Source organism: Candidatus Sodalis endolongispinus (assembly GCF_018777395.1).
In the GTDB taxonomy this organism is placed as follows: Bacteria; Pseudomonadota; Gammaproteobacteria; order Enterobacterales; family Enterobacteriaceae; genus Sodalis_B; species Sodalis_B endolongispinus.
Map to the genome: position 1 here is coordinate 932,128 of NZ_JAFJYC010000001.1, position 26,470 is coordinate 958,597.

General features: G+C 53.1%; 18 protein-coding genes, 1 tRNA gene and 6 pseudogenes. 11 read left to right on the forward strand and 14 right to left on the reverse strand.

From position 1 onward, the window contains the following. Positions 1-25 precede the first annotated feature (25 nt). From ccmI to ccmA, 9 genes and pseudogenes are all read right to left on the reverse strand, one after another. Positions 26-1,183 carry a c-type cytochrome biogenesis protein CcmI gene (gene ccmI / locus JZM24_RS04530; protein WP_215670006.1) on the reverse strand — a complete coding sequence of 386 codons (1,158 nt, stop codon included), beginning with the start codon at positions 1,181-1,183 and terminating at the stop codon, positions 26-28. After that, positions 1,183-1,653, reverse strand: a complete 471-nt coding sequence (locus JZM24_RS04535; protein WP_215668755.1) for a cytochrome c-type biogenesis protein — start codon at positions 1,651-1,653, stop codon at positions 1,183-1,185. Before JZM24_RS04535 ends, ccmI begins: the two co-directional genes overlap by 1 nt. After that, a pseudogene (locus JZM24_RS04540) lies at positions 1,650-2,191 on the reverse strand (DsbE family thiol:disulfide interchange protein). Before JZM24_RS04540 ends, JZM24_RS04535 begins: the two are co-directional and overlap by 4 nt. Beyond that, positions 2,188-4,146, reverse strand: a pseudogene (locus JZM24_RS04545) (heme lyase CcmF/NrfE family subunit). Before JZM24_RS04545 ends, JZM24_RS04540 begins: the two co-directional pseudogenes overlap by 4 nt. Further along, positions 4,143-4,694: pseudogene (gene ccmE, locus JZM24_RS04550) on the reverse strand (cytochrome c maturation protein CcmE). Before ccmE ends, JZM24_RS04545 begins: the two co-directional pseudogenes overlap by 4 nt. After that, on the reverse strand, positions 4,691-4,924 hold the full coding sequence (gene ccmD, locus JZM24_RS04555; protein WP_215668757.1) for a heme exporter protein CcmD: 234 nt from the start codon (positions 4,922-4,924) through the stop codon (positions 4,691-4,693). Before ccmD ends, ccmE begins: the two are co-directional and overlap by 4 nt. Positions 4,925-4,926: 2 nt before the next feature. Beyond that, positions 4,927-5,658, reverse strand: coding sequence for a heme ABC transporter permease (locus JZM24_RS04560; protein ID WP_215668759.1), 732 nt, complete (start codon positions 5,656-5,658; stop codon positions 4,927-4,929). A 106-nt stretch (positions 5,659-5,764) separates the two neighbouring features. Further along, a complete protein-coding gene (locus JZM24_RS04565; protein ID WP_215668760.1) occupies positions 5,765-6,349 on the reverse strand; it encodes a heme exporter protein CcmB in 585 nt (194 codons plus the stop codon). Continuing rightward, a complete protein-coding gene (gene ccmA, locus JZM24_RS04570; protein WP_215668761.1) occupies positions 6,337-6,975 on the reverse strand; it encodes a cytochrome c biogenesis heme-transporting ATPase CcmA in 639 nt (212 codons plus the stop codon). Before ccmA ends, JZM24_RS04565 begins: the two co-directional genes overlap by 13 nt. 281 nt (positions 6,976-7,256) lie before the next feature. Here ccmA and JZM24_RS04575 point away from each other — a divergent pair, with 281 nt between their 5' ends. The 4 genes from JZM24_RS04575 to JZM24_RS18385 all read left to right on the forward strand — a co-directional run bounded on the left by JZM24_RS04575 (position 7,257) and on the right by JZM24_RS18385 (position 10,947). Beyond that, entirely contained in the window at positions 7,257-8,330 is a 1,074-nt protein-coding gene (locus tag JZM24_RS04575; RefSeq protein WP_215668763.1) for a formate/nitrite transporter family protein, read from the forward strand. A gap of 248 nt (positions 8,331-8,578) precedes the next feature. Next, positions 8,579-8,653 (forward strand) — tRNA-Arg (locus JZM24_RS04580). Between the two features lie 1,019 nt (positions 8,654-9,672). After that, complete coding sequence (locus tag JZM24_RS04585; protein WP_215670007.1) at positions 9,673-10,338, forward strand: helix-turn-helix transcriptional regulator; 666 nt, start codon at positions 9,673-9,675, stop codon at positions 10,336-10,338. A gap of 333 nt (positions 10,339-10,671) precedes the next feature. After that, complete coding sequence (locus JZM24_RS18385; protein ID WP_246579878.1) at positions 10,672-10,947, forward strand: chorismate mutase; 276 nt, start codon at positions 10,672-10,674, stop codon at positions 10,945-10,947. Positions 10,948-12,646: 1,699 nt separating this feature from the next. Here JZM24_RS18385 and JZM24_RS04595 read toward each other — a convergent pair. Beyond that, entirely contained in the window at positions 12,647-12,913 is a 267-nt protein-coding gene (locus JZM24_RS04595) for a hypothetical protein (protein ID WP_215668765.1), read from the reverse strand. Between the two features lie 1,699 nt (positions 12,914-14,612). Between JZM24_RS04595 and JZM24_RS04600 the strand changes: the two genes are divergently transcribed. The 4 genes from JZM24_RS04600 (at position 14,613) to sugE (ending at position 17,100) form a co-directional block, all read left to right on the forward strand. Then, on the forward strand, positions 14,613-14,786 hold the full coding sequence (locus JZM24_RS04600) for a hypothetical protein (RefSeq protein ID WP_215668767.1): 174 nt from the start codon (positions 14,613-14,615) through the stop codon (positions 14,784-14,786). A 625-nt stretch (positions 14,787-15,411) separates the two neighbouring features. Continuing rightward, positions 15,412-15,552 (forward strand): hypothetical protein, encoded by a 141-nt coding sequence (locus JZM24_RS04605; RefSeq protein ID WP_215668769.1) that lies wholly within the window; start codon positions 15,412-15,414, stop codon positions 15,550-15,552. A 583-nt stretch (positions 15,553-16,135) separates the two neighbouring features. Continuing rightward, on the forward strand, positions 16,136-16,330 hold the full coding sequence (locus JZM24_RS04610; protein ID WP_215668770.1) for a con-10 family general stress protein: 195 nt from the start codon (positions 16,136-16,138) through the stop codon (positions 16,328-16,330). A gap of 452 nt (positions 16,331-16,782) precedes the next feature. Beyond that, the gene (gene sugE / locus JZM24_RS04615; RefSeq protein WP_215668772.1) at positions 16,783-17,100 is read left to right on the forward strand and encodes a quaternary ammonium compound efflux SMR transporter SugE; all 318 of its coding nucleotides are present in this window, start codon (positions 16,783-16,785) and stop codon (positions 17,098-17,100) included. Positions 17,101-17,575: 475 nt separating this feature from the next. Here sugE and alaC read toward each other — a convergent pair. Further along, positions 17,576-18,820 (reverse strand): annotated as a pseudogene (alaC, locus tag JZM24_RS04620) (alanine transaminase). A gap of 777 nt (positions 18,821-19,597) precedes the next feature. Between alaC and JZM24_RS04625 the strand changes: the two are divergent. Both JZM24_RS04625 and JZM24_RS04630 read left to right on the forward strand, forming a co-directional pair. Further along, a pseudogene (locus JZM24_RS04625) lies at positions 19,598-21,268 on the forward strand (LytS/YhcK type 5TM receptor domain-containing protein). A gap of 37 nt (positions 21,269-21,305) precedes the next feature. Next, entirely contained in the window at positions 21,306-22,034 is a 729-nt protein-coding gene (locus JZM24_RS04630; RefSeq protein WP_215668773.1) for a LytR/AlgR family response regulator transcription factor, read from the forward strand. Positions 22,035-22,157: 123 nt separating this feature from the next. On the opposite strand, the gene glk is transcribed toward JZM24_RS04630, so the two are convergent. Beyond that, entirely contained in the window at positions 22,158-23,123 is a 966-nt protein-coding gene (glk, locus tag JZM24_RS04635) for a glucokinase (RefSeq protein ID WP_215668775.1), read from the reverse strand. 166 nt (positions 23,124-23,289) lie between these two features. Next, the gene (locus JZM24_RS04640; RefSeq protein ID WP_215668776.1) at positions 23,290-23,982 is read right to left on the reverse strand and encodes an aspartate/glutamate racemase family protein; all 693 of its coding nucleotides are present in this window, start codon (positions 23,980-23,982) and stop codon (positions 23,290-23,292) included. A gap of 177 nt (positions 23,983-24,159) precedes the next feature. On the opposite strand from JZM24_RS04640, the pseudogene mgrA reads away from it, so the two are divergent. Further along, positions 24,160-25,138 (forward strand): annotated as a pseudogene (mgrA, locus tag JZM24_RS04645) (L-glyceraldehyde 3-phosphate reductase). A 1-nt stretch (position 25,139) separates the two neighbouring features. Here the strand turns inward: mgrA and JZM24_RS04650 are convergent. Continuing rightward, positions 25,140-26,372, reverse strand: coding sequence for an Nramp family divalent metal transporter (locus JZM24_RS04650; RefSeq protein WP_215668777.1), 1,233 nt, complete (start codon positions 26,370-26,372; stop codon positions 25,140-25,142). Between the last annotated feature and the right edge of the window lie 98 nt (positions 26,373-26,470).

Sequence of the window (26,470 nt, forward strand, 5' to 3'; positions counted from 1 at the left end):
TCCGTTGTATATTCTTATGCCATCGCTAGGGAAGTTGTTGGTTAATCTCAACAGCTACCCGGCCGTTGCCACCAAATGGCTGTGTCGAACTCTCGCCGAACCAGTCACCGCGCTGCAGTTGCGCGGTGACGTCCCGCGCCACTCTGACCCGTACTTTTACCTGTCGCTGGGCAGAAAGCAAACGTTCGGGGATCATGGCATTACTATCGTCGAGCGACAACGATAACGGAAAGCGACTCAACGGAAAAGGTTTTACCGCTACAGGTATTGGACTTTGCCCATCGCTAACGGAAATAAACAGGGTTCCCTGAGGCGGTAACCCGGCCGCGGCGGCCGGCGATAAGGTCACGACCACGTTCAGGGTCGCCTGATCTAGCCCGCCCTGCGCCTTTGCCTGCGCGATATGCTGACGAATGGCGGCGGCGCGGGCATCGGCGGCGGGTAAACGTGCCAGCACCTCGCGACACAAAGCGACAGCCCGGGCATCATTGTTTTGCTGATATTCATTGAGCGCCAGTAAATCCAGCGCCTGCAGGTCATGAGGCCGTTTGGCGAGTATAGCCTGCAACAGCCGATTGCCGGCGCCGTTGTCCCCCGGATCGGCGTAGCGGGTCAACACCGACGCGTAATCCAGCGCGATGGTGTCATTTTCCAGCGCCAGTTGCCGGGCCTTGGCGAGCGCCTGTGTCGCCAGCTCGGCGTTATTGAGCACCACGCCGAGACGGCCCAGGATCAGCCAGTTTTGCAGATTCTGCGGGTCATGGTGCAGCTCGGCGCGCAGGCCGACCGCGAAACGAGACAGCTCTTCCGCACTCAAAGGTTGCCCGTGCATAATATCCATCACGCGCGCCCGCAGCGAGGCAAACGCATCCACCGTCTGCCGCCAGCGCACTACCTGACCCGCGCCGCCGGTCAGCGCATACAGCCCCAGCGCGACCACCAACAGCACCACGACCCCCGGCGCCAGCAGCGCACGCTGTAAATCTTCAATATGCTGCGCCCGCTCGCTCACTACACCTTCACGCTCGTCGTGGGCCAGCTCGTCGAGCCGACGTTGATAAAAGCGCGTATTGAGTTGATCGCGGCTCATGGCGGCAGGCTTTACACCATAGCCTAGCGCCGGCAGCACAAACAGCGCGCAGGCCAATAGCAACAGCACAATGACCAGGGTGACAAAACCTATCATGGCGCGTTCCTGTCCGAGTGCGGCAGAAGCCTCGCAAGACGCTGCTTTTGCGCCACCGACAATGCGCTGACGTGAGGTTTGCGCCGGGCGGCCGCGACGATAATCACCGCTGCGCCCACCCCTACAAACAGCAGCGGCACCAACCACAACAGCAGCGTCAGCGGGTTTAACGGCGGCGTATAGGTCACGAAACGGCCGTAACGCGCCACCATATAATCGATGATTTGCTGATTACTCTGGCCTTGCTGCATCAAAGAATAGACCCTATCGCGCATATCACCGGCAATCACGGCATTGGAATCGGCGATGCTGGTATTCTGGCATTTTGGGCAGCGCAGCTCGACTAGCAACGGGCGATAGCGCTGTTCTTGCGTCTCGCTGCTGAATTGATGAATATCCACGGCCGCCGCCGCGGCAGCGCTCAACAGCAGACCGGACAGCAAGGCCAATATCGGCGCGCGCCTCATTTTTGTCCCCACCCATAACGGCAATACAGCAGCTCAACGTCCTGGCGCCAGACCCGGGCGTTCATATCGCCGGCGTGGCGATAGCGCACGATCCCCTGGCCATCGCCGGTGCGCCATAGACGCCCAGATCCAGTCCGAGCATCCCGTCGCCATCGAATACGCTTAGCGCATAGGGATTGCCGAGGGTATTAAGCCAGGCCATTGCTTTGGCGCGGCTGTCTTTGTAATTGACGCCGGCGATCCTGACGCCCCGGGCGGCCAGGCCGTTGAGAAATTGATGCTCGGCGCGGCAGGTGGGACACCAGGTGGCCCAGACGTTGAGCAACCAGGGATGCCCATCGCGCAAAAGCGCTTGTCTGTAAACTTTGCCGGGATCGTCCAGGGACGTCAGGGTCAATGGCGGTAACGGTCTCCCAATCAGCGCCGACTCCAATTGAGTAGGATCGTCGCCGTGGGCATTGCGCATCAATTGCACCGTGAGGGCGAGCGCCAGCAGCAAAAACAGCGCCAAGGGGATAAACAGCAGTTTGCGGCTCATTCGGACGCCCCGCTGCCCGTTAGGCGGGCCTTCTTCGCCGCCCGATAGCGCGGGTCAAGCAGACAGCAAACCCCGCCGGCAACCATAAACAGACCGCCCAGCCAAATCCAGCGTACGAACGGTTTGTAATATAGGCGCATGGCCCAGGCGCCGCCGTCGAGCTCCTCCCCCAACGCCACATACAAATCGCGCGTGAGATCGCCGCTTCCGTCATCACGGTGCGCGAGACGGTATAAAAGCGTTTTTCCGCCTGCAGCGTTGCCTCTGGCCGGCCACGGCGTCGGACGTCAATCACCGCCGCTGCCCCGGTATAGTTTGGCCCATGCAGCGTCTCCAGCCGGCGGAAGACGAATTGGTAATCACGCAGAGTCACGCTGTAGCCGGGTTGCATACGCACATCGCGCTCTAGGCTATAGTTCTGGCTGAAGGCAATGCCAATGACCGTTACCGCCACGCCCAAATGGCCGAGCACCATGCCCCCAATGGCTGCGGGTCAAATGGGTCAGACCGCGCCAGAAACCGTGCCGATGACTGGCGCGCTCATGCAGCTCCATGAGCATGAGGAAAATCACCCACAGCGACATCATCAGCCCCACCACCGTCATACCGCGTATCTCGTCCTCCAGCACCCAGGGAAGCAGGATGGACAGGATTAAGGTCGCGATCATCGCCAGCAGCAGGCGTTTAAGCAGCTTTCGCGCCTCGTCGCGCCGCCAGCTCACCAGGGGGCCAATGCCTAGCAGCAGCGCCATCGGCGCCATCAGCCAGGTGAAGAGCTGATTGAAAAAGGGTTCGCCGATGGAGATGCTGCCCATCCCGAGTTGTTTATGCACCAGCGGCAACAACGTTCCGAGTAGCACCACCAGCATGGCCGCCATCAGCAAAATATTATTGCCCAGTAAGAAGGTCTCGCGGGAGAACACCTCGTTTTGCGCCCGGATGCGCACCTCAGGGCCTTTCAGCGCGTACAGCAGCAGTGAGCCGCCAATCACCAGAACCAAAAAGGCCAAAATGAACATCCCGCGCGCGGGGTCCGAGGCGAAGGCATGCACCGACACTAGCACCCCGGAGCGCACCAAAAATGTCCCCAACAGGCACAGCGAGAACGCGGCAATCGCCAGCAGCACCGTCCAGGCCTTAAAGGTCCCGCGCTTCTCGGTGACCGCCAGCGAATGCAGCAATGCGGTGCCGGTCAGCCAGGGCATCAACGACGCATTTTCCACCGGATCCCAAAACCACCAACCGCCCCAACCGAGTTCGTAATAGGCCCAGGCGGAGCCGAGCACGATACCGATGGTGATGAAAATCCATGCCGCCTGTGTCCAAGGCCGCGACCAGCGCGCCTAGGCCGTGTCCAGTCGGCCGGCGACCAGCGAAGCGATAGCAAAGGCAAACGCCACCGAAAACCCAACGTACCCCATATACAGCAAGGGTGTATGGAAGATAAGACCGATGTCCTGCAACACCGGATTCAAATCGTGCCCGTCTATGGGAAACCCTGGCAGCGTGCGGCGAAAAGGGTTGGAGGTGAGCAAAATAAACGCCAGGAAGCCGCAGGCAATCATCCCCATAACCGCCAATACCCGCGCCACGGCCTCCGCCGGCATAGTGCGGCTAAAGCGGGCCACCACCAGCATCCAGATGCTAAGAATCAGCACCCACAGCAATAGCGAGCCCTCGTGCGCCCCCCAGGTAGCGGCGATGCGGTAATACAGCGGCAGGTGACTGTTTGAGTTATTCACCACGTAAACGACGGTAAAATCGTTAACGATAAACGCCTGCACCAAGCAGGCGAAAGCGCCGGCGAGGGCGATAAACACGCCGTAGGTCAAAGGGCGCGCCACCGCCATCATGCGCCCATCTTGTCGGCTGGCGCCCCACAGTGGATAGACGCTTAACAGCAGTGCCATGCCGGCGCCGAGACAAAGCAGAAAATTGCCAAGTTCCGGGATCATGGCTTCTCCCGGGGCTGAACCCCAGTTTGCACCGCCGGCGTTGCGTTCACGTCCGGCGCGCCAGCCGTTTGCGCCGGTGCGGCCGTCGTCAACATCGCCGCCGTCGCTGGCCGACACGCCGGCGCCAGGGCGTTGGCTACTTCGGGTGGGGTGTATTTTTTGTCATGCTTTGCCAGCACCTCCAGGGCCTCCACCCGATTCCCCGGCGCCAAAATGCCCTGCGCCACGACACCCTGCCCTTCACGGAACAGATCGGGCAAAATACCCACATAATTCACCGCCACGGCGCCGGCGGCATCGTAGATTTTAAAGGTGACCTGTAGCGTTTACGGATCGCGCTTTACGCTGCCGGGCATGACCAGACCGCCGATGCGCAAGCGCTGACCGAGGTGGGGCAATTGGTGTGTCTCCCCTTTACCGCCGAGGATTTCACTTGGGGTATAAAACAGGTCGATATTGGCGCGCAGCGCATACAGCGTCAGCGTCACCGCCGCTCCGGTAACCACCACCATCGCAAGACATAGACGGCTTTTACGACGTGGGTTCACGGATGTTTCTCCGGGGGGATCGTCGCCGTCGGGCGAGAAACGCCCTGGCGCCTTCTTTCAGCGCGCGCCTGCTGGCGGCGGATGGCGCGCAGCATTTGCCTGCGCGCGACGAGGGTCTGCGCCACCAATAGCACCAGCGATAACAAGGTGGCGACGACCGCCAGCCAAACGTAAAAAGCATAACCGCCCATCGCCAGAAAGGCCTGCCAGGAGGAAAATGCGGGGGTCATGGTCAACGCTCCTTTTGCGCCAGTGCGATAGCCCAGGGACGTTTACGCTCCTGGAATAAAATTAGCGTGCGCAAACGCATCAGCGTCACGGTAATAAAGAGCAACAAATAACCGACCATCGCCCAACGCAGCGGCGTCCGCATACTGGAATCGATGGTTTGCTGCATGTCGGTGGAGCCTTGGTGCAAGGTGTTCCACCACTGCACTGAAAAATGGATGATGGGAATATTGACTACCCCGACCAGAATCAGGATGCCGGCGGCGCGGCCGGAGATGCGCCTGTCGTCGAAGGCGTTATATAACGCTATGACGCCAAAATACAGGAACAAAAGCACCAGCTCGGAGGTAAGCCGCGCATCCCAAACCCACCAGGTCCCCCACATGGGTTTGCCCCAGGCGGATCCGGTTATCAACGCGATAAAAGTAAATACCGCTCCTACCGGCGCCATCGCCGCCGCCGCCAGATCGGCCATTTTCATTTGCCACACTACGCCGATGAAGGCGGCTATCGCCATCGCCACATAGATGCCCATCGACCCCATCGCGGCCGGCACATGCAAATACATGATGCGAACGCTTTCGCCCTGCTGATAGTCCGGCGGCGCGAAGCCAAAACCCCAAACCCATCCCAGCGGCAGCGTACAGAGTGCCGCGAGGGCAAACCAGGGAATACACTGCCCGCAAATCTGGTATAGCTGTTCCGGTTTGGCCCACTGACGAAACACTTTCCACATGATAATTATTGCTCACAGTTAACACGGTAAACGCAACGTCCGCAGGGTAGTCTCAGCCGGGTCACGCCACGAAAAGCGGCCGACGATCTTTTTCGGTTTACGGCCATCACGGCGCGCCGACCCGTAGCGCCGCGGCGGTGGCGCCCGGTGCCAGCGTCACGCTGCCGGCAAGCAAAGCGCCCAGCACCGCCAGATAGCCGTCTACGGGCAACCCTGACGCGGCATTGTCCACGGCGGCGGTGGCAAAAATCAGCACCGGGACAAACAGCGGCAGCAACAGCAGACTGAGCAGCACGCTGCCGCGGCGCGCGCCCAACGTCAGCGCCACCCCTATCACGCCCAGCAAACTCAGCGTCGGCGTCCCCAAAAGCAACGTCAGCGCCAGCGCGCGCCAGGTGGCGACATCCAGCGATAGCAGCAGCGACGCCAGCGGCGCCGGCAACAACAGCAATTGCTCCAGCGTGCCGTCCTGAGCATCGTCACGAAACAGCCGTTCAAGGGAAAGCAAACAGACCAAAAGCGCCGCCACCCAAATAATTCCCGGCGCGATACGCCTGAGCAACGCCGGCTCCGGCCCGATCCCCAACGGGAACAGGGTAATGACAATAAGAAAGAACCACAGCGGATTCACCAGCTCATTACCCTGGCGCCACGCCAGCCGCAGCTCGCGGCGCAACACTAACCAAAACATGACGCTGTCTCGGCCATAGCCAAAGCTACCTTGCGTATCCGACAACGTGAGGCCGGCAGCGGTTGGTGGGTCGTCATAATCACTATGCCGCCGGTGGCGCAATGCTGCTCAAATAGCCTGACAAGCGCCCGGGCGCCCTGATGGTCGATAGCCGTGAGCGGTTCATCCAGGATCCACAGCGAGGCCGGCGTCAGCCACAGTCTGGCCAGAGCGATACGCCGCTGCTGCCCCGCCGACAACCCCGCAGCGCGCACGTCCTCATATCCCAGCAGTCCGACCTGTTCCAGCGCCCGCTCAATGTCGTCTGCAGTCTGCGAACCGCTAATGCCCTGATAAAAGGCCAGATTCTCCCGCGGCGTCAGGACAGATTTAATACCCGCCAGATGGCCGATATACAGCAGCTCACGGTAATATTCGCTGCGACACTGACGCAACGAGCGCTGACGCCAGCGTATCTCACCATCATCCGGCGGTGCCAGACCGGCTAGGATCCGCAATAGCGACGTTTTGCCAGCACCATTCGATCCCTCGATTTGCACCCAATCACCGGGAGCGAACGCCTCGTTCAATCCGCTGAATAATTGCCGATCATCGCGGACACAGGCCAAGTTGTGGATTGCCAGCATTAGACATTAAACTCTTGATTGATAATGGTTCGCATCACATCGCGTGGTGCCACTGGAAGAAATCTCCCGCCGACGCGACTCACGGCCGATGAACGTTAGCCTGTATTAGATCAATAAAACGATCGAAAAACCAGTAACGTTAAAATTTTGTTACTCATTAACCACAAATTATAGCGAGACATTTTTTTCGTTACCCACATCGCACTTACGCGACTGATGACGCCACAGCCACTACGCTTATGAGGACTGTCATCCTGTTAGCCGTTAATAGAGAAGAATCTATGCGCCAGAACCGCGAAAAAAACCCTGCCGCCACTCAGCAAAATGATAATAACCCGCGTGGTGACGATGATCGTTTGCGTCCCGACGATAAACAGCATGAAGTCGAAAGTCAGGAGAATGAAGAAGGGACCGATATTGAAGTCGAGGAGAAAAACCTGCCCTCACCCGCCGCCATTCATGAGGAGATCCGCCAGGAGGGCGAGAAAGAACTGGAACGGGACAGCCTAGCATTATGGTGGTCCGCCGTAGCGGCCGGCCTATCGATGGGGTCCTCGCTAATGGCGAAGGGCCTTTTTCACGCCCGGCTGCCCGAGGGTGCCGTCGGCTTTTTTGTCGAGAACCTGGGTTATACCCTCGGTTTCGTTATCGTCATTTTGGCGCGACAGCAACTGTTTACGGAAAACACTTTAACCGCCGTGCTGCCCTTTATGCACAAACCCACCCGCCATAATTTCGCCATTCTCATGCGGCTTTGGAGCGTAGTGTTGGTGGGCAATCTGATTGGCACGGCGTTAATGGCTTTCGCCTTCATCCATTTGCCTGTATTCGACCTCGCCACGCGCGCGGCCTTCGTTACGCTCTCCGAGGAGGTGATGACCAACACCCCGGGCGAGATGTTTTGCAATGCCATCATCTCAGGCTGGATTATTGCATCATTGGTCTGGATGATGCCTTCGGCGAAACATAATAAACTGCTTATCATCATTTTGATGACTTACCTGATGGGCATCGGCGATTTGACCCATATCGTGGTGGGATCGGTGGAGATCTTGTATCTGGTTTTTAATGGCGATATTCCCTGGTGGAAATTTTTTTATCCGTTCGCGCTGCCAACCCTGGCGGGCAATATCGTAGGGGGCACCTTTATTTTTGCTTTGATAAGCCATGCTCAAATACGCAACGATCTGAGTCATCATAGGCGAGCAGTGGCCGCCAGAAACAGTAAAACGGCCCCCGCAGGACGGGGGAGCACGCAAGGCAGGAGTAGCGCGCGGGACGGGGTTAGCACGCGCGGCGCGTGTAGCTCGCGGGACGGGTTAGCACGCGGGATGCGATTAGCACACAGGACGTGAGAAACGTGCGGTTGACGAGGGATTACGCGCTCGGCAAGCCCTAAAGCGCGGGCTGCGGCAAATCCCCACGGCGGAGGGTATGATAACGCGGCGCTTTGCACCGACCTGACCGGTGTCAATAACACCTCATGCATTCGATTTTCGTCCCTTCAGAACTGCCGAGTCTCCGCTTGACCAGGAATTGAGCAAACGCGCCGTCGGGTGCTTATTTCCGCGGCCAGATAGGCTATACTGGCCGCCGCTTACGTGTCTCCGTAGTTAAACGGATATAACAAGCCCCTCCTAAGGGCTAGTTACAGGTTCGATTCCTGTCGGGGACACCATCCTCCACTATACTCAGCTAAACCAACCTAGCGTTCCCCGCTCAACCGTTGCCATGCCAGCGTTTGAACTCAACCGGCCTAAATTCAAATAACTGCCAATAAACCGCAAAGCGAGGATCTTATCGGGGGTATTTTTTTCCTTGTCAGGTCACTCCCCAGATGCCACTGGCAGCCAGGTAGGTTGAGACGTTAAAGCACAAGCACAAACACGATAAAATAGCGGCTGGTGGCGGCTTGTTCTTGCACGTGACACCAAAAGGCAATCAGTCGTGGCGGCTAAAAATCTTTCTTAACGGAAAGGAAAAGCTGCGCTATCCAAAATGGACATTGGTCAATTTTGGCAACGCGACTTGGGAGATCCCGGCAGAGCTACTGAAGTTTCGTAGACCGCACACGGTTCAACTGTCCACCCAAGCCATAGTGTTGTTACTGCAACTGAAGCTGATTTGCGGCCACTGTCAATTTATTTTTCCCTGAAGAAGTGACAAAACGAAACCGATGAGTAAAAATTCAGTCCTTGGCATGATAAGGCGCATTGGCTTTGCAGGCCGCACCAGCGGACACGGATGTAGACACCAGATGATCACCATTTTAATGAGCACGGTTTTGACCCGGACCTGAACGAGCGGCGACCAGCACATGTAGATCGCAACAATGTGAGAGGGATCTTAAAGCATCCTCCGTATCTGAACATGCGCAGAGGAATGATGCAATGGTACGCTGATATTTCAGATAGGCTGAAACGATCGTTCACTTCCATAGACAATCATCACGCGCCGTTAGACTCACCCTCCTCTGTAACTCACCTTCAAGCCCTTCCTCCCGACACACGATCCGTTTTGACTTCAAATATTTTCTCGATAATATTTACCTTGATAATCTGATATTTCCATCATGCTTAATTGGGGAAGCATACTCTTTACATGCATCAATAAATATGTATATTTATTGATGGTAATGGAGGCTTTTGCCAGGAGGCAATCGTGAAAAATATATTTTCAGATTAAGGCAACTATTCAATTGAAAAATTACCGCTATTAACATTTCTTGAGAAATCAAAAATACCTTGGGCCGTCAAAAGCGTAGAGTCAAGATTTGCTTTCATAAATGAACCCGCAAAAGATTTTCTACGCATTCCTGACAGGTTTGATTTCGAGGGTAGATTAGATGAAGATTTCACTACCCCATGGTCAGAGATGGCACAAGAATATCGAGCCCACGATAGAAAAGCAGAGTCCAGTCAAGATGGTGCTGAGATAATCACAACATCATATTTTACTCGTCACGCAATTCTAGAACCGTGGTATTGTCATAAATTTCCAATTTATGATTCTGAAAATCAGGTAACAGGAACGCTTTTTTATGCCAAGAGAGTTAATTTTATTTCGATTTATGATTTTTTTGATAAATTGAAACCTTCCGTTATAAGTTTTAATCCTCCGGTAGACATTTTCACTGACAGAGAGCTTGAAATTATTTTTTACGCCATTCAAAATATTTCTGCGAAGCTGATTGCAACAAAGCTGAACATTTCTCATAGGACAGTAGAGAACAGATTGTTGGCTATATACAATAAAACAGAAGTAAATTCATTAAATGGACTTATAAAATATTGCCATAATGTTGGATTAAATAATTACGTACCTAAAAAACTCCTCAGAGAAGGCGTCGATTTTTGTTGGTGATGGATTACCTATTAATGCACTGCTAACCGCCAGTTATAAGCGGACTCGATAACGCCCGAATACAACCATTAACACACTTAGTGCTATAGCGGTCACTGACTGGCCAACTATGTTCCCTTGGTTGTTTATCCGCCCGCGTCAGAAAATAGCCGATGCCTCTTTGCCGCTAGCCTGAACCGCCGAACGGTTCATTCTCGATCATAAGATAGCGTCCAATACATTTAACGGAAAGTCATTCTATTTAGTCTCTAAAAATTTAGGGACAGCTTACTCTATACTCTTTATTATGGTCGTGAGATAGTTAATCATTAACATTAGTTTTTAGGTGATATTATGGAGAATGAACAGATAGCCAGCAATGGACACTTAACCTTCAAATCTATTAACGACATTCCTCTTATTGGGTTGATTGAACACTCGACCTTACCGTGGTGCATAAGAGATAAGGAGTCAAAGCATGTATATTTAAATAAAGCCTGCGAAGATTTCTTGAGTATACCGCCGGGATTTAGTTATCAGGGTAAAAATGATGTTGAATTTCCTTGTAAATGGTCAGAGTTTGGGCAAGAATTCTCTGCACAAGATAGAAAAGCAGAAAGTAGCAAGTAGGGCGCTGGAATCATATCGAATACCTATTATGGTAGCATTCCAAAATTAGAGCCCTATTTTTGCCCTAAGTTCCCCATATTTAACACTCAAAATGAAGTTATCGGCACTATTTATTACGCCAAAAAACTAAGCTTTGTTTCAGTCTTCGATTTCTTTGAAAACATCAAGCCTTCGGTTATTACTTTAACCCCGCCAGTAGACATTTTTAGCGAAAAAGAGCTAGAGCTGATATTCTACGCCATACAGAAAATACCGGCAAAGGAGATTGCACCTAAAATAGGAATTTTACACAGAACAGTTGAAAATTGATTATTCAAGATCTACGAGAAGATAAGCGTCAATTCACTCACTGGTCTGATCTAATATTGTCATAACGTGGGTCTGAATAGTTATATTCCTAAAAAGCTCCTCCGGGAGGGAGTCAATTTCTGTTGATAGCTACGATGAAAAAATTTATGCACTGTAAGCCCGCCCGACCAGAGCGGGCTGCTTAATGTCGTGATCTCCCTCATTGCAACCTTAACTTTAATGTGTAAAGGTAATTGAGTATGTATCACTTCCTGCCCGACGACGCCAAAAAGTAATACACTAAATCAATTGATATCTTCCACATACCCAGTGTTTGCCCGCTAAAGCGGACTTTGCCATCCGCTAATAGCAGGGGATATGCACGCTGTAGCAGAATATAACCTTTCAAGTTGAGTTTAAACTAAAGCTCGCCTGACAAAGGCAGGCCAAAAGTTCAGTCAACGCTTATCAGCGGCTATAAAAGGTTTAATACGCACCTTTACGCTTCCGCGTATTTTCTCAGAAGCTCGCTACCCTCTCTCGCTCAATTTTTTCTGGCTTCGATCGGGTGATAGTATTTTGAAAAGGGCTGCGCATGGTAGGTAAAGCACAGAGCTTTTCCCCAATGCCTGCGTCGGTGAAATTCGATCAGGGTAGATTGAACATTGTCCTGCCGAAGACCTAGAATTAAAGCCAAAACCAAAGCACAGCTAATTAGTCAAATTTATCCGGCATGGCAATAAAGTACATTATAAGCTGCGTTGACACTAGGTGGGAACAGAGGCTGGCCCCTGCCTGGTTACGGTTTAGGCACAACGTCTGCACTAACCGCAAGACAACCGGTGGTGCTAATTACACATTTAGCACGCAATCACTTTTATTCGGGAAAATTGTCCTCGAGATATCGCCTCCGGTTCTGTCTGGATGGCAAATAGCATTGCTAAAGGCAACGCGCTGCGATAAAAATTCAGCCGCAAAGGAGCAGCCACGGGCTGCGGTAATGGCTAAACCCTCCCCGCCTTGCAAGACTTAATGCAACTGTACCAGCTCTACAAGGGCAGTCGTATGGTTGCATGCCTAAGAACGCGGGTGCCTGCAACAACCCTTGTCCCAGAGTGCTGCGCATTGACCGCGGGGCTATGGCTTTTCTCGTTTCATTAACTGCGTCACATTTATCGTTGGCGTGTGACATTTTTTGTTCAATGCATCCAGGTTTACAGCGCTAAAATAAGTCTGCAACTTTATGAGGTGTAATTATGGCTGTAGTCTTTGCTTTCGTTGCCTATGCCGTGGTTATGACCGTCATTGCGGTCAAAATAACCCGTCATGTCTGACAATAATCAGAGCCTTTCGTAACCTGCTGAAAGGCTCTGTTGAAGCACATACCTGGGCGGGACAGTGCTTAACACCGTTATTTTATTTTCAAGCGACACCGCATAGCTTCAATAAAACAATTGACCTGTACCGATCTCCGCAAACCTATCTTCTCGAGTATATTGTTGATAAGCATCTTTTCATCCATCATTTGTACCAAGTCATCATGCGTATTCCGCATTCCCGTGATGCGGTAAAAAAGAGTAAATGCGGGTGCCAGGCTATGCCGCTGATACAGATAGGAGAATTCAAAATAATCAGCATGCCAACTTTGCGCAAGCGATTTGTCTGATTTACGTTCCATAATTTCGCCTCACATTAATCATAAATAATTAGACCGCCCGACGCTTCACACTATACTAGTATGGCCAATCAAGGCTCAGACAGACGGTCTTGGTGGAGAGAGATAAGCGATGTTGGTATATAATAAACCGCAACGCAACTTGCTTCGCTTAAAGGGAATACAGGCATAGCCAGCAGAGTATCTGCGTCGTGAAGTGCTTCCTGGCCGTTGGATTATCCCCCTGCATGTGGCCTGGTCATAAGAAATACAGCCAGATTGGTCTGCATCCCTGTTCCCCACGCGGTATGCCGTACGGTTCGATCTATTATATTATTATTGATGCCCTCGCTTTATCGAAAAATATTCTTAACTGAATATGTCACCTCTGTAACTCTTCTCTTTCAGCTGGGGAGTTAAGCTATCATATTCATTATTGCTATGGGCGCTCATGATTGGGCAACCCCCTGACACAAAACGATTAAGTTTCATTCTTGATTCGCTAAGCACATGCCTCTTACTTCTTATAGGGTTCATCCACACGCACCCCGTAATATTCGTCTCATCGCTTCGCGTAATAGCAATATTAATCAGGGCTGCATTGATTTTGTCAATATCCCCGATGGGTTCTGGGCTCTGGGCGAACGGATGATGAGTTTCTTTGTCCGTGGTCACAGCTGGCGCCTGAATTCAACATTCAGGTCCGTAGTGCCGAAGTTAGCCTTGTAGGTTAGGAAATCATTGTCACACCCTCTTATGACCGTGACGCGCTTCGGGGATCTTACCCATGGCCTTGATTTCCCATTTCCAGCACTGATGGCAAAAAGCCGAGCATTATTGTGCGCACAAAGGAAAAATACGCTCCAATAATTAGAGCTCGATAATGCCAAGCCCTCTGTTATTACGCTTACTCCCCTTTGGGACTGATTCGCCAAGAAGGAGTAGAGAATCAGTTTCGATGGCGTACAAAATTAGCGTAGAAAATGCTGTAAGATTATTTGTTGTTCAGGGCACGAAGGTAAACTGGTTATGTTTGAAATACCGTAAAATAGTGCTAAATTTCTTGGCTGGCACAATAGCTTGTTGTCATGGTACACTGGTTGGACTATTTGGTGCCAAAGTTTGCCAGGTGCGGTTACCTCTTTCCCTTAAATACAACGACCACCGGCTGCGTATTGTACATCTTGTTTATAGACGTTCTGACTGTGGCGATGCTGGGTCAGCGGTGCCATTGCATCTTTTTTGCGCGGGTGATGCCGGCGGCTCTTACGCTTATTAGCCAAGTTTTTGGTTGGTGTTGTTGACGCTTTGTGGTATTGTGCGGTGCTTAACCCATGCTCTTGCCAGAGCTGCATCTCGGATTGCGCGCCGGCCGTTATCTCTGCCGCACGCTAAGGCGTTATCCGCGAAGCAGGCGTTGGGCTCACTATATTGCCCGCTCAGACACCCGGCGCGGTACAGCAGTTCAAAGACTGGGGGGGCGCCTCGTGGCGACAGGATGTGTGAGTGCCTGAATGCCGTGCCTGCCTGCGTGCCTGTCATCATAAATGACGGGTCGAAAGCCCCTTCCAGAATAACTTATTGCGCGCAAACGCCGGCGGATTTTGCAAGCTGCTTTCCCTAGGCTGACCGTAAACTCCTTTTTTCATCGCAATGGGAGGTAATATGTCAAAAGTAGTTTACGCTCACATCTATAAACAACGCCTACTTTATGAAGCCCGCATTGAAATTAAAAAAACGCTGCGTGACGACCACAGCGTTCGCGAAAATACTTAAGGCTACGGGGCAAACCAGCCTGCTGTTTGACGATGGCACCCTGGCCATGGATTTCGCTGAACTCGATGCGATATGGTATTTCGGCCAGCACGGAAGGGATACCTTTTTTGAGGCTTATTGAAGCTGCGAGCTCACGCACACCTGCGCCTATCGCGGCGTCTGTCGATGTGTTAATTTAAATTATCTCTATAATTCCCCGTTGGTCATGTGCCGAATCGTTTTTTATTCAATTAAATTATTTTATCAAGCCACGTCGTTATTAGCACATAATACAGCCTGCACGCTGACTGTGTCTGCAGTCGTTTGCGAGAAACAGATCGGCGGCAGAGGTGTTGCCGACGTAGACTCTATCTGACGTAAGTATTACGGACATGGCGCCGGTATGAAATGGGCGAAATACCTGAGAGCTTCTCCTCGTTGTTGTGGATAGGATAATTGCTCGGGTCATCCCTTCTAGCCGTGTAAATATGCACGCCTTTGCCCGGCCACGCCGGGCAATTTTTTTTCGATCGAAACCGCATTGATTTCGCCACCACGACACATCCCCAGCGGGTGCGTGACGCCATTCATTTTCACAAACTCGCCATCATCACCCCTAAGCGCCCTGACTAGTGTCGCATGTGCAAAAAACGGGGGCGGTATCAACAATTGGTTTTTATTGGCTGATATATAATGCCGTTAATAGGCTGTGGCGTGTAGCGTCACGTGTTATGCTGCATCTGATAACAAAGACTACAGGATAAGGGATGAAAGCATGTTGGCTGCTTATCACCGTAGTATTGTTGACCGGCTGCAGCGGCTTGTGGGGGACCCTGTTCAATTTGCCAAATGCCGGAGATGTTTGTCCTCATGGCCACGATGTGTTTACCAACCAGTGTAATGACTGACAGACTCGTTACGCCTGACTAAGTGTTTGGCGTGCCACCCTGTATAGCCACAAGCCGCCGCGATTAGCCGCATTACACTGGGGAGGTTCTTTTTCAAGCTGCGGCTGCTATTGTCTTATGGCGCAGGACGACGATAACCTAACGACCATATTTTTAACCCACGCTGTCAGCGCGCGAAATAACACATAAACGTAACCTAAGTTGTTCTCATGACTTTAACCAATTGTTTTCTTGTGAGACATTTCTTTCGGTGACAGAAAGCCAAATTTTTTGACTCCACAATCGTAACTATTTATTAAAATTTGTTAATCATCATCTACTGCGTTAATTGTCTGATTATACTGAGTAATTAAAATAGTGACCTTAAAAAACCATACCAATCAATGGATTAAAGCATATTCTGATATTATTCTTAAAGGCCTGAGATAAATTTGACAACCTCTTATCCCCTACCTATCATTAATAATATTGATGGACGGCGCATTATTACCACATCAATATGAATCCCAAAAATAGACTATTAACAGCGCCTTTTTGGGATACGATGAATTGTTGATTTCCTTATATAAGTTGGAGCGTAACCATGGCAGAACATCGTGGCGGTTCAGGCAACTTCGCAGAAGATAAACAGAAAGCAGCTGATGCCGGTCGTAAGGGCGGGCAAAGCAGTAGCAGCTCCAGTGGCGGCAATTTTAAAAACGATCCGCAAAAGGCTACTGAAGCCGGTAAAAAAGGTGGGCAACACAGCCATAGTGGTAGTGGTGGGCGCAACTCTTGACCTTGCCCCTCTGTGCCCTGATTGAGCCCTATCGCCCGCAGTAGTGTAGTGCTTTCGCAGCGCAATCACCGTTAGCTGGCGAACAAACGCCAGGTGCGGTAAGTAGACGACGTAGCGCTCTAAGGAGCCGTTGTCAGTCGCCAGTTTCGGCACAGGTTGTCCTTCCGGCCGATTTCGCTTCACGGCGAAATCGGCTCACGCAAATCCCCTGACTTTTGAATTTGTACTCATCATCCCCTGCCTACCTTTTACTGTTCAGACACTCACGCCCAAAACGTTGTGCGGGTTCGCCGCTGGCGCCGGTGGCCGAATTGTTCGGCCTGGCCGCAGCTGGGCAAAGTTGCTGTCCCGGAGGATGATATGCTAAGCTGCAGACGTTATCATCGCGCACAGGACGACATGGGCGCCAGTCTGACTCTGCGGGACGACCCGATCGATACGGGAAACGTCCAATGCAGTGGTTCATACTCTTCGTTGCCGGCCTATTTGAAGTCATCTGGGCCATCGGGTTAAAATATACCCGCGGTTTTACCCGCCCCCTCCCCAGCCTGATGGTCCTTGGCGCCCTGTGCCTTAGCTTTCTGCTGCTCTCGTGGTCCATGAAAACCCTGCCGGCAGGCACCGCTTACGCTATATGGAGCGGTATCGGCGCCGTTGGCGCCGCGCTGGTAGGCATGAGTTTACTGGGCGAAGCGGTGACGGCCGGGCGCATTATCAGCCTGTGCCTGCTCATCGCCGGCATTGCCGGGCTGAAATACTTTACGCCTTGATGCCTGCCTATCGGTCCGACGTCGAGCTGACAGGAAATAACGGCGGCAGCGCCCGCAGCAGCATAATCACATAGCGCAACGCGCGAATATCTTTTTTTGCAAATTGCGGGCTGCAGCCGTCTGAATCTATTGAATTTTTCCTGGACTCAGGAGTACATTATGCGCCGATCCTGTTACGCGTCCCCACGCGCAATACCCGGATCAGGATGCGCCGGCGGGCCGCTGTCGATGACCTCCCTTAAACCCTCTGCCACTGCAGTATCTAGGCTTGCGTGGTCATAGTAAGGAATTGGTACAGTGAAATATTTTATGATGGGAATTTCATTCATGCTGTGCTTGTGTAGGTACATTTTTCTTGTTACTGGAATAATCAGCAAACTCGCGGCGCGGCGAAGTGCTATACCGCGAGTTTCACCCCGTGACCACGGGGTGATGATTGTCGACATCCTGCGCCGCTAGCTAGCCTTCTACGCCGTTAAGGCGATTTAACGGTACCCGGCTGCTTCAGCGCCGGCGTCTTAAGTACGCCGTCGGCACGAAACATGGCTTTGATACCGCGCCCCGCCTGCCGTATGCGATCCTGATTTTCAATCAAGGCGAAGCGGACATGGGTATCGCCGTAATCGCCGAAACCGATCCACGGCGAGACGCATACTTTTGCCTCGGCCAGCAGTTTTTTCGCGAACTCAAGCGATCACAGCGCGGCGTAATGATCGGGGATTTTGGCCCAAACATACATCGATGACTTGGGGTTTTCCACCATCCAGCCCGCCTCATGCAGCCCGCGCACCAGCACATTTCGCCGCTGGCGATATTGCTCGGCGCTAGCGTGCACGCAGCTCTGGTCGCCTTCCAGCGCGGCGATAGCCGCCACCTGCAGTGGCGTAAACGTGCCGTAATCATGGTAGCTTTTAATACGCGCCAGCGCGTTGACCAGCGCCGGATTTCCGACCATAAAACCAATACGCCAGCCGGCCATATTGTAACTTTTCGACAGTGTAAAAAATTCAACCGCGATATCTTTGGCGCCCGGTACCTGCATAACGGACTGCGCCTGCCAGCCATCATAAACAATATCGGCATAAGCCAAGTCGTGAACCACCAACACGTTATATTGGTGCGCCAGCGCTACGACCCGCTCGAAAAAATCCAGCTCGACGCATTGGGCGGTGGGATTGGAGGGGAAGCCGAGGATCATCATCTTGGGCGTGGGAATACTTTCACGGATGGCGCGTTCCAACTCGCGGAAGAAATCTACGCCCTCAACCAGCGGCACGGAGCGCACTTGAGCACCGGCGATCACCGCGCCGTAAATATGAATGGGATAACTGGGGTTCGGCACCAGCACGGTGTCGCCGTGATCCAACGTCGCCAGCATTAAATGCGCCAGCCCCTCTTTGGAACCAATAGTGACAATCGCCTCGCTTTCCGGGTCGATGTCAACCGCATAACGATCCGCATACCAGCGAGAAATAGCCCGGCGCAGACGCGGGATCCCGCGCGAGGTGGAGTAACCGTGGGTATCTTCCCGCTGGGCTACAGTGCATAACTTCTCCACAATATGCGGCGGTGTAGGACCGTCTGGATTGCCCATACTGAAATCAATAATATCCTCGCCGCGCCGGCGCGCAGCCATTTTCAATTCCGCGGTAATATTAAACACATAGGGAGGAAGACGTTCAATGCGCGTAAAGCGGCGTGCAGAACCGAATTCAGCCATAATATCCTCTGATGACGTAAGCGCCCGGACCGTCCGAGCGACGCTGCCCCTGAGCGGGGCCATCAATGAAATTATCTCATTCGTTATCGGCTGTCGAGGGGGCAGGCACTTTTTCTGTCGCCGGCGCTTCCCAGCGCGGTTCTCTTCCGGGAGGGAGGCAGCCGAATTATGGCGGCTATTGATGCGCAGCGGCGCCGGATGGCCGACGACGCATAATAACGTCTGCAGTTAAAGCGGCAACCATCAGCGGGTTCAGCTTATGAGAAGGCGCGTTCTTGATGGCGATAACGCACAAGTGGCGGCGGGGCCAGGTCAGGTGGCGTGCGGTCAATAAACGGCGTGCGTTCAATAAGGGGCGAGCGCCGCGTTTTATTACGGTGGCAAGCGCCGCCTCCGCACTGCGCTGCATCGCAGCAGCCCCCTCACATTGCATCCCACGCAACCCATTGCATCCCATCACATATCAGGCATTTTAGGCTGTTCAGGCCATCCCTTGACGGGAAAGTAACGATATGTATAAATAAAAGAGGAAATAAAGGAAATATATTGTCAGTCCATCTCCTTTTACAGCGCATTATGGCGCGCAAACACCGAAAAACCCGCTGCAAAAATTTACTTAAATTTTTACTCAAGTTTCCTCTTTTCGACAAAACTCTGGCGTAAAAGCGCTTTAGCTCTCTTCGATCCTAACCTTATAACCGTGACTTTGGCCTCAGTTATGGAACAGAGATCACATTTTGCCTATAGTAAGGGTCTGCCATTGGCCGGATAACCGTTGTGAATGAAATTTTTGAAATGTTGCTGGCGGTGTATGAACGCGCTGCGTTAATGCTCATCTGCCTATTTTTATTGACCCGCACCCGCCGCTTCCGTCAGTTATTGCAAACCGAAGAGCATAGTCGCCAGGAACAGATGGCGGTTACCGCCATTTTCTGTCTGTTTGCGATCTTCAGTAACTATTCCGGTATCCATGTGGAAGGGTCGCTAATTAACGTTCGCATTATTGCGGTCATGTCCGGCGGCATTCTTTTTGGCCCCTGGGTCGGTATCATTACCGGCGCAGTCGCCGGCTTGCATCGCTTCGTCATCGATATCCACGGCCCGACGTCGGTCCCCTGCCTGATTAGTAGCGTGGTGGCAGGCATCGTTTCTGGCTACATTCATTTGAGGGTCAAGAAGGAACGCCGCTGGAGCACAGGGATCCTGGGCGGTATGCTGTGCGAATCCCTCACCATGCTGCTGGTGGTGGTTTGGGCCGAACCTACGGAGCTGGGGCTGAATATTGTCGCCAAGATAGCCTTGCCGATGATTCTGGGGGCCGTTAGCATCGGTCTGATCGTGTTGCTGGTACAGGGCGTTGAAAATGAGAAAGAAGTCATTGCCGCGCGTCAGGCGAAACTGGCGCTGGACATTGCCAATAAAACCCTGCCCTACTTTCGTCATATCAATAGCGAATCCTTGACCACCGTTTGCGATATCATACGAACCGATATTAAGGCAGATGAGGTCGCCATTACTAATCAGCACCATATCCTGGCCTATGTTGGCGTGGGCGCCTAACGCTACAATATCGGCCATGAAATTATCAGCGAAACAACCCGCGAAACGATTGCCAGCGGCAAGATTACGATCAAAAACAATGACGAAGCGGACCGCACGCCGCAAATAAACTCGCTAATCATCATCCCGTTGTGGGAGAAAGGCGTCGTCACCGGCTCGCTAAAAATCTACTATTGCCACGCTCACCAAATTACCAACTCGCTGAAGATGATGGCGGTTGGGTTATCACAAATCATTTCGACCCAAATCGAAGTGTCGCGCATCGAGCAACTGCGGGAAATGGCCGACCGCGCCGAGCTGCGCGCGCTGCAAAGTAAAATCAATCCGCATTTCCTGTTCAATGTTTTGAACGCCATTTCCTCGTCGATACGCGTCAAGCCCGACACGGCGCGTCAGTTGATCATTAATTTGTCCCGCTATTTACGCTATAACCTGGAATTGAACGACGAACAAATCGACATCAAAAAAGAGCTGTATCAAATTCAGGACTATATCGCCATCGAGCAGGCGAGCTTTGGCAGTAAACTCACCGTCATCTACGATATTGACGAGGAATTATCGTTTACGCTCCCCAGTCTGCTCATTCAGCCGTTGGTGGAAAACGCCATCGTCCACGGTATTCAGCCGTGCCGCGGTAATGGTGTCGTGGTTATCGCCATCAAAGCCGAGGGCGAGCGTATTCGAGTTTCCGACACCGGCAGCGGCATCAGCGAGGCGGTGATTGAGCAGGTACGACGCAAAGAACTGCCGTCGCGGCGTATCGGGTTATTAAATGTGCACCAGCGGGTAGCACTGTTATACGGAGAAGATTTACACATTCGTCGCCGGGAGCCCGGCACGGAAATTTGGTTTTACTTGACCCCCGGCGGCCGCAAACAGGCCGCCTGAGGTAAGCAACCTTGCCGCGGTTGATAAGCGAGACAGAATGAAAGCCATTATTGTTGAAGACGAGTTTCTGGCTCAGGAAGAGTTGCGCTATTTGGTGGAAAAACACAGCCGCCTGGACATTGTCGCCACGTTTGACGATGAGTTGGATGTACTGCGTTATTTGCAAAATCATGAAGTGGATGTGGTGTTTCTGGATATCAATATTCCGTCGCTGGACGGTGTTTTATTGGCCCAGAGCATCAGCAAATTCGTGCGCCGACCGGCGATCATTTTCATTACCGCTTATAAGGAACATGCGGTGGCGGCGTTTGAGCTGGAAGCGTTCGACTATATTCTCAAGCCCTACCACGAACAGCGTATTGTCACCATGCTGCATAAGCTTGAGGCCCACGGACGCCTGACGGCGGCGGCGCTTAATAACCAAGGTCCCCGCGCCACTCACACGGTCAATTTGATGAAAGATGAACGCATCATCGTCACCGACATTAATAATCTTTACTATGCCGTCGCCCAGGAAAAGGTGACGCAGGTTTATACGCGCCGCGATGTGTATACCATGCCGATAGCGATAACCGAATTTTGCGCCCGTTTGCCGGAAGAGGTCTTTTTCCGCTGCAACCGCTCTTATGTCGTCAACAGGGAGAAGATCCGCGAAATAGTGCCCTGGTTTAATAACACCTATCTGTTACGCCTCAACGATGTAGACTTTGAGGTGCCGGTCAGCCGCGGTAAGGTGAAAGCCTTTCGCCTGATGATGGGACTGTAAAGACGTGGGAATAAAGGAGATGGCAATCGTGGCGCCTGCGACAGACGCAGGAAACGACTCGCGATTGCCGGACCCGACGCGGCGCGGTATCATTGCCCGCGGCGCGTCAAAGGCGGCGTGCTGCTAAAGCTTATGGCCCATCAGCTGGCGGATGTGGGCACCGGCGCCAAGCAGTCCGGGCTGCTCATGGCGAATTAAATACACCGGTATATCCAGCAAATAGTCTTTGAACCGCCCTTTATCTTCAAACGCTGCGCGAAAACCCGAGGCGCGAAAGAAATCCAGGAAGCGCGGCACAATGCCGCCGGCGATATACACGCCGCCGAAGGTGCCCATATTCAGCGCCAGATTACCGCCGAAACGACCCATCAGCACGCAAAACAACGACAGCGCGCGGCGGCTGTCGATACAGCTGTCGGCCAATGCCTGTTCGGTCACCTGCTTCGGCTGCAGATTTTCTGGCAACCGGCCGTCCGCCTTGACGATAGCGCGGCACAAATTAACCAGCCCCGGGCCAGATAAAACCCGCTCGGCGGAAACGTGTCCCAACTCTGCACGCAGCACCGACAAAATATTGTCTTCTTCTTCGCTGTTGGGGGCAAAGTCCACATGGCCGCCCTCGCCCGGCAAGCTGATCCAGCGATTATCAACCTGGATCAAATGGCTGACGCCCAGCCCCGTGCCCGCGCCGTAAATGGCAACCGGCTTGCCGGCAATCGCTTTACCGCCGCCGAACTGAATGACATCCTCTTCGCCCAGCATCGGGATAGCCATCGACACTGCGGTAAAGTCGTTAATGACTTCGAGCTGATTCAACCCCAGACTGGCCTTCATTGCCTGAATCGAGAACGCCCAGGAATGGTTGGTCATTTCAACCCAGTCGTCGGTGATCGGGCAGGCGATGGCGATACAGGCCTCTTTAACGGAGACTTTCTGGCCGGCCAAATAATGGCGGATCACCCGTTCCAAGGTGTCATAATCATCGCCGGAATAGGTGTGAATGTGGGAGATCTCCCCCGTATCCACATCGCACAGCGCCAATCGGGCGTTGGTCCCGCCAACATCGCCGACCAGGACATAATTTGTCATTCGTTTCATGCTCCACTGACTCATCCGCTTGCCGGCAGGCATTAACCGGATAACAAGCTTAAATAATTCTTAATAATACAATTATAACATCTATATCTTTCATTGCTATAAGCAAGATAAGCATTTAGGAATGCCGGCAATACCCTTCTTGCCGCCTGCCGCCCCGCTAATCCAGCGCAAAATCTACCGCCGCCGCCGCATGGATCTCTGTGGTGTCAAAGAGCGGCACCGACACCTGGTCCTGGCTGAGCAACAAGCCGATTTCCGTGCACCCCAACACAATAGCGTCCACGCCTTCAAACTGCAGTCCGGAGATAATCTGGTTGAACGCCCGTCGGGAATCGTCACGTAGTATCCCCAGGCAGAGTTCGTTGAAAATAATATCGTGCACCCGCTGTCGCTCGGCGGAACCCGGAACGACCACCTCCAGCCCGTGCGGCGCCGACAGACGGTCACGATAAAAGGCCTCCTCCATCGTAAAGCGGGTGCCCAGCAGACCGACCCGCCGTACCCCCGCGCGGTGGAGGCACTCGGCGGTGGCATCCGCGATGTGCAGCAGCGGCAGCGGGCAGCGCTGTGCAATCTGATCGGCCACTTTATGCATGGTATTGGTACACAGTATAATGCCCTGCGCGCCGGCCTGCTCTAGCGCCAGCGCACGTTCACCGAGCACGTCCGCAGCCTCCTGCCAGGCACCTGCGGACTGCATGCGGGCGATATCGGCGAAATCCACGCTCGCCAGCAGCAAGGAAGCGGAATGCAAGCCGCCCAGGCGGGCGCTGACGCCCTGATTGATTAGCCGGTAATACGGTACGGTGGATTCCCAACTCATGCCGCCTAGCAATCCTAATGTTTTCATTCTTTTTCCTCAGGCGTGCGTCACCGTGGTAAAATTAACAGGATATTAACATTTTACGCGCGCGGATAAACCTTGTGTTATTCACTGCTCTCTATAAAGATACCTGCTGGCGCACCATTAGCCCACGTCATTCTGACGTCTTTTCATCACATTTTTGGCCAACAGTAAGGAACCTCTATGGTATATCAGGCCAGCCCGTCCCGTTACGAAACAATGGAATATCGCCGCTGCGGCAACAGCGGGCTGAAACTGCCGGCGGTCTCGCTGGGGCTTTGGCACAATTTTGGCGATGCGACATTGCTGGACACCAGCCGTCACATGCTGCGTCATGCCTTCGATCTGGGTATTACCCATTTCGATCTTGCCAATAATTATGGTCCACCCCCGGGATCGGCGGAGGAAAATTTTGGTCGGCTTCTGCGCGAAGACTTTACGCCTTATCGAGACGAATTGATTATCTCCACCAAGGCGGGTTACACCATGTGGCAGGGGCCCTATGGCGATTGGGGATCAAAAAAATACCTGGTGGCCAGCCTGAATCAGAGCTTGAAACTTTTGGGTCTGGACTATGTGGATATTTTCTATCATCACCGGCCAGACTTGGACACGCCGCTGGAAGAAACCATGGCCGCGCTCGACCTTCTGGTGCGCCAGGGTAAGGCGCTGTATATCGGGCTGTCGAATTACCCCGCGCCGCTGGCGGAACAGGCGTTTCATCTTTTGCGCGAATTGGGTACCCCCTGCCTTATCCATCAGCCGAAATATTCCCTGTTTGAACGGTGGGTAGAGCCGCAGCTATTATCCAGTCTGGACAACCACGGCGTCGGCGCGATAGCCTTTTCGCCGCTGGCAGGCGGGGTTCTGACCGATCGCTATCTCAACGGGATACCAGAAGACTCGCGTGCCGCCAGCCAGAGCGTATTTCTCTCCGATGCGCAGTTGACCGAGGAAAAAATGGCGAAAGTCCGTCGTCTCAACGCAATTGCCGTCGCGCGCGGACAAAAATTGGCGCAAATGGCGCTGGCATGGGTGTTGCGCGGCGATCGCGTGACATCAGTGCTGATAGACAGCGCAGATTGACGATGCGGTCGCCATGCTGGCCAATCGGCAGTTCAGCGAGCGGGAGCTGGCCGACATCGACGCCATCCTGGCCTGAGTCAATACCCCATGGCGGTGCCGATCAGTAAGTAAATATTCAGCGTGACGACCACCGCCACAATCAGCCAGCCCAGCGCCTTAATCAGCGGCGTGTTGACCAATTCGTTCATTAATTGGCGATTACCGGTGAACACCAATAGCGGCGCCATCGCGACGCCGAAGCTGAGCAGCACCTTACTCATCACCAGGATGCGCGTCGGATCCAGACCCAGCATGATAACCACGAATGACGGCAGCATCGTTATCACCCGCCGCAGCAGCAGCGGAATATGGAAATGCACGAATCCTTGCATAACCACCTGCCCGGCCATGGTGCCCACCACCGTGGAGGACAACCCCGCCGCAACCAGACTCAAGCCGAACACCGTGGCGGCAGTATGGTTGAGTAACGGCGACAGCGTCAGATAGGCTTCATCCAAATCAGCAATACCGGTATGACCGCTGAAATGGAATGCCGCCGCCGCCTTTGCCATCATCGCCAAATTGACAAAGCCGGCGATGGTCATGGCGATCGCCACATCCAATTTGGTGGAGGAATAACGCTCGGCGCGACTCCCTACCCGCCCGTTCTGGGTCAGCGAAGAGTGCAGATAGATGACGTGCGTCATGATGGTGACGCCCAGTACGCCGGCGGCCAAAAATACCGCTTCACCGTTGGGTAGCGTTGGCCAGAGCATACCGGCGCCCAATTCGCTTATCACCGGACGAGAATAAAACAACTCGGCGATATAGGCGGCGTCGACAAATAACAGCAGGCCACCGATAACCACTTCCAGCGGTTTTTGTCCACGGTTTTGCAACATTAAAATCAGAAAGGTAACGACGCCGGTGATTATCGCGCCCTGCAGCAGCGACACTCCCAGCAACATTTTAAAGCCGATGGCGGCGCCAATAAATTCCGTCAGGTCGGTCGCCATCGCGATAATTTCGGCCTGCACCCAGTAGGCCCACACCGCCGGACGGGGAAAACGATCGCGAATATGCTCAGCTAAATTCTTGCCGGTGGCGATACCCAATTTGGCGGACAACAGCTGAATCAACATGGCCATAATATTGGCCCATACCACTACCCATAGCAGGCGGTAGCCGAAACTGGCGCCGGCTTGAATATTGGTGGCGAAATTGCCGGGATCGATATAGCCAATATCGGCGATGAAAGCCGGTCCGAGTAAGGAAAGCTTTACTCTTCTCGCTGCACGATTGGCGTTATCCGCAGCACGGCTGTCCACCATAGCAATAACCCTTATCAACTCACATGTTTATGAAATAGTATACAAATGATAATGATTATCAAGTGCACTGAAAGCGATTCTGCTTATCTCTACGATAG

Bases quoted from the DNA above. Each gene is read 5' to 3' on its own strand.
- JZM24_RS04535 (WP_215668755.1), bottom strand. From the start codon at position 1,653: ATGAGGCGCGCGCCGATATTGGCCTTGCTGTCCGGTCTGCTGTTGAGC.
- glk (WP_215668775.1), bottom strand. From the start codon at position 23,123: ATGACAAATTATGTCCTGGTCGGCGATGTTGGCGGGACCAACGCCCGA.
- JZM24_RS04560 (WP_215668759.1), bottom strand. From the start codon at position 5,658: ATGTGGAAAGTGTTTCGTCAGTGGGCCAAACCGGAACAGCTATACCAG.
- JZM24_RS18385 (WP_246579878.1), top strand. From the start codon at position 10,672: ATGGAGAATGAACAGATAGCCAGCAATGGACACTTAACCTTCAAATCT.
- JZM24_RS04630 (WP_215668773.1), top strand. From the start codon at position 21,306: ATGAAAGCCATTATTGTTGAAGACGAGTTTCTGGCTCAGGAAGAGTTG.
- JZM24_RS04575 (WP_215668763.1), top strand. From the start codon at position 7,257: ATGCGCCAGAACCGCGAAAAAAACCCTGCCGCCACTCAGCAAAATGAT.
- sugE (WP_215668772.1), top strand. From the start codon at position 16,783: ATGCAGTGGTTCATACTCTTCGTTGCCGGCCTATTTGAAGTCATCTGG.
- JZM24_RS04650 (WP_215668777.1), bottom strand. From the start codon at position 26,372: ATGGTGGACAGCCGTGCTGCGGATAACGCCAATCGTGCAGCGAGAAGA.
- JZM24_RS04595 (WP_215668765.1), bottom strand. From the start codon at position 12,913: ATGGAACGTAAATCAGACAAATCGCTTGCGCAAAGTTGGCATGCTGAT.
- JZM24_RS04605 (WP_215668769.1), top strand. From the start codon at position 15,412: ATGAAAGCATGTTGGCTGCTTATCACCGTAGTATTGTTGACCGGCTGC.
- ccmA (WP_215668761.1), bottom strand. From the start codon at position 6,975: ATGCTGGCAATCCACAACTTGGCCTGTGTCCGCGATGATCGGCAATTA.
- JZM24_RS04610 (WP_215668770.1), top strand. From the start codon at position 16,136: ATGGCAGAACATCGTGGCGGTTCAGGCAACTTCGCAGAAGATAAACAG.
- JZM24_RS04640 (WP_215668776.1), bottom strand. From the start codon at position 23,982: ATGAAAACATTAGGATTGCTAGGCGGCATGAGTTGGGAATCCACCGTA.
- ccmD (WP_215668757.1), bottom strand. From the start codon at position 4,924: ATGACCCCCGCATTTTCCTCCTGGCAGGCCTTTCTGGCGATGGGCGGT.
- JZM24_RS04565 (WP_215668760.1), bottom strand. From the start codon at position 6,349: ATGTTTTGGTTAGTGTTGCGCCGCGAGCTGCGGCTGGCGTGGCGCCAG.